Below are 3,536 nucleotides of genomic sequence, written 5' to 3' on the forward strand. Positions count from 1 at the left end.
GCTATCTTCCTGCAGGATATGGCTGCCGACCAGGCGCAGCAATTTGCAGATCAACTACAGCAACACTTTCAAGTTATTGATACCAATGAGCGGTTGGATAGCTGGCGAATTTCGGCAAGCTTCGGAATTTGTGACACGCAAACGGCGGGTGTGCAGTTATCTGAATTACTAAATGCTGCTGACATGGCCTTGTACCAGGCGAAAAGAGCAGGGAAGCAGCAGGCTGTGATTTATCAGCCTGCCAATAATGCGACTACTTAATTTCTTCTCCAGCGGCCTGACGGTCTGCGTGGTAGCTGGACCGAACCATCGGACCACAAGCTGCGTGAGTAAAGCCAATTTCTTTAGCCAGTTCACCTAATTCATCAAATTCATTGGGGTGAACGTAGCGTTTTACCGGGAAGTGATGTCGACTTGGCTGCAGATACTGCCCCAGAGTCAACATGTTTACGTCATGCGCTCGCAGGTCTTTTAACACTTCTGCGATTTCTTCCTTGCTTTCGCCCATACCCATCATCAAACCAGACTTAGTAGGAATAGAAGGGTGTTGTGCTTTGAACTTCTTCAGTAAGTCCAGTGACCATTGATAGTTGGCGCCAGGACGACATTCACGGTACAAGCGAGGGATCGTTTCCAGGTTGTGGTTAAACACATCCGGTGGCCCTGCTTTAAAGATTTCCAGTGCGCGATCCATACGTCCGCGGAAATCCGGTACCAACACTTCAATCGTTGTCGATGGGCTGTGTTCACGAATGGCGTTAATGCAGTCCACAAAATGCTGAGCGCCACCGTCTCTGAGGTCATCGCGGTCAACTGAGGTGATAACCACGTATTTAAGATTCATCTCTTTGATAGTGGTTGCCAGTTTTAATGGCTCTTCAGCACTCGGTGGTAAGGGCTTGCCGTGCGCAACATCACAAAACGGGCAGCGACGGGTACAGATGTCACCCAGAATCATAAAGGTGGCGGTACCGTGATTAAAGCACTCCGCCAGGTTAGGACAGCTGGCTTCTTCACACACTGAATGCAGATTGTTTTTACGCAGCGTCTGTTTAATGTGGTCGATTTTATCAGTAGTACGTGGCAGCTTGATCTTGATCCACTCAGGCTTGCGTAACATCTCTTCCTTTTCGGTTGGAATGATGGTTACCGGAATGTGTTTGACTTTCTGATCATCACGGAGCTTAACTCCGGCTTTTGCTTTTACGTTACTCATTAAAGCCTTCTATTGTTTGTGTAGTCTCAATGGCCAGTTCAGCCAATAAGTGTTTGAGCAGAGCTGAGCCAGCCTCGTCAAGCGTTTGTGGACCGCCGAGTCTGGCACAATCCGTCATTTCCATACCTGCATAACCGCAAGGGTTAATACGTAAAAAGGGCGCTAAATCCATATTTACATTCAAAGCCAGACCATGAAAAGAGCAGCCACGGCGAATGCGTAACCCCAGGGAACAGACTTTTTGACTGTTTACATATACGCCTGGTGCGTCAGGGCGAGCATTCGCGGTAATACCATAATCGCCTAGTGTCTTTACTACGGCATTTTCCATGGCAGTGACCAATTGTCGAACACCTAATTTACGGCGACGTACATTCAGCATCAAATAGACAACTTGTTGGCCAGGACCGTGATAGGTAACCTGACCGCCGCGGTCAACCTGAACCACCGGAATATCGCCGGGCATTAACACATGTTCAGCTTTACCTGCCTGACCTTGAGTAAAGACTGGGTCGTGTTCGACTAACCAAATCTCGTCCTGATCCTCGTCATTACGCGTATCGGTAAAGGTTTGCATACGTTGCCAAACCGGTTCGTAAGACTGTCTGCCTAACTGACGAATAATTACCGCGTTGTTACTCATGAATTACAGTACAACCCTGACTAATTCTAATTTAGCTAATTCTTTATACAGGGTTTCCATGTGCTCTTTGCTGGTACAGGTTACCTGCACGGAAACCGAGTGATAATTGCCTTTTGAGCTCGGCTTAACGGTTGGTGCATAGTCACCGGGTGCATGTTGCTGCAAGCATTCAATGACATGATTTGGCAAATCTTCATGGGCGACGCCCATAACTTTAAACGTCTGAACTGTTGGGAAATCTAACAATTCGTCGAAGCGAGTGTCCATGACGTAAACCTCTAAAGTGAAAACCAGCGAATTGTATCAATTTGACAGGCGTGAAGCCAGATTTGGCGTGCGTTTAATACGCACGCCGGTGTGTAAAGTGTGAATTTTGCCGAAGGGGTATAGTTAGTCGTCTAATCCCAGTTTGAGAGACACATAATCCATCATGCGATCAATCAATCCACCTTCTTTCACTTCGTGCAGGGTAACCAGTGGATATTCAGCTACATCTTCACCTTCGAGTTGGATATAAAGCTTGCCAACGACCTCACCTTTCGCCAGTGGCGCTTCCAGTTTGCGGTCAAGCTCGAAGTTTGCTTTCAGGTTATCGACCTGACCACGCGGAATAGTGATGGGCGTAGACTGGTTAATGCCTAAATCAACGGTATCGCGATCGCCCATATAAATTCGGTGTGCGACAAAGCTTTCACCTGCCTGGTAAGGCGTGACGGTTTCATAAAAACGGAAGCCGTAACGGAGCAGCTTTTTGTTTTCAACTTTACGTGCGCGTTCGCTGTCAGTCCCCATTACAACAGAAACCAGACGCATATCACCCTGATAAGCTGAAGTGATCAGGCTGTAGCCTGCATCAGAAGTATGCCCGGTTTTAATGCCGTCTACGTTCAGACTTTTGTCCCACAGCAGGCTGTTGCGGTTGTATTGCTTAATACCGTTGTAGGTAAACTCTTTTTCGCTGTAAATGGCATACATGTCTGGTGTTTCTTCAATCAACGCGCGAGATAGGGTCGCCATATCACGTGGGGACGTGTAATGATCCGCGTCATGCAGGCCGTGACTGTTAACAAAGTGACTTGCTGTCATACCCAGATTAGCAGCGTGGGCGTTCATCATGCTGGCAAAGGCACTTTCAGAACCCGCAATGTGCTCGGCCATAGCTACGCAGGCATCATTACCAGATTGCACAATAATACCGCGCAACAAATCGCGAACCTTAACGGTGGTGCCCACTTCAATGAACATCTTAGAGGAGTCAGGGAAGTTCTTAGCCCAGGCATTTTCTGAAATTTTGACTTCGTCATCGAGGCTGATGTTACCTGCCTGAATTTCTTTACCAATGACATACACGGTCATGATTTTGGTTAAGCTGGCAGGGGCAAGCTGCATATCTGCATTTTGATCAGCAATAATATGGCCGGTTTCGTAGTCCATCAGGATAAACCCTGATGCGGCGACACTTGGGGCCGGGGGGATCACAACTGCAGCTGACGCCGCGTTACAGGCAAATAGACTCAGTGCCATCAACATGGATGGCAAGAAAGACGGTTTAGCGCGCTTTATTTTATTATGCATGGTGTTACCGTTTTTGGTTGGAAATGAAGACTGTCATAAACATCGGCATTCTAACGTATGCCAGGGTATTGGACTAGGGCAACCTAAAAAAGTTTAATTCAC

General features: G+C 47.5%; 5 protein-coding genes. 1 reads left to right on the forward strand and 4 read right to left on the reverse strand.

Annotated elements, in window-relative coordinates; genetic code table 11:
* Positions 1–261: diguanylate cyclase domain-containing protein (locus tag AC4MRN_RS14265; protein WP_491203633.1), on the forward strand; the 261-nt coding region annotated here is incomplete at its 5' end.
* Here the strand turns inward: AC4MRN_RS14265 and lipA are convergent.
* From lipA to AC4MRN_RS14285, 4 genes are all read right to left on the reverse strand, one after another.
* Positions 254–1,216 (reverse strand): lipoyl synthase, encoded by a 963-nt coding sequence (gene lipA / locus AC4MRN_RS14270; RefSeq protein WP_073321515.1) that lies wholly within the window; start codon positions 1,214–1,216, stop codon positions 254–256. The two genes, AC4MRN_RS14265 and lipA, sit on opposite strands and share 8 nt — an antisense overlap.
* Positions 1,209–1,859: a lipoyl(octanoyl) transferase LipB gene (gene lipB / locus AC4MRN_RS14275; protein WP_073321512.1), complete on the reverse strand. Its 651-nt coding sequence runs from the start codon at positions 1,857–1,859 to the stop codon at positions 1,209–1,211. Before lipB ends, lipA begins: the two co-directional genes overlap by 8 nt.
* 3 nt (positions 1,860–1,862) lie before the next feature.
* Positions 1,863–2,126 (reverse strand): DUF493 family protein YbeD, encoded by a 264-nt coding sequence (gene ybeD, locus AC4MRN_RS14280; protein ID WP_073321509.1) that lies wholly within the window; start codon positions 2,124–2,126, stop codon positions 1,863–1,865.
* 123 nt (positions 2,127–2,249) lie between these two features.
* A complete protein-coding gene (locus AC4MRN_RS14285; protein WP_321200698.1) occupies positions 2,250–3,389 on the reverse strand; it encodes a D-alanyl-D-alanine carboxypeptidase family protein in 1,140 nt (379 codons plus the stop codon).
* Positions 3,390–3,536: the final 147 nt, after the last annotated feature.

Source organism: Marisediminitalea sp. (assembly GCF_984433645.1).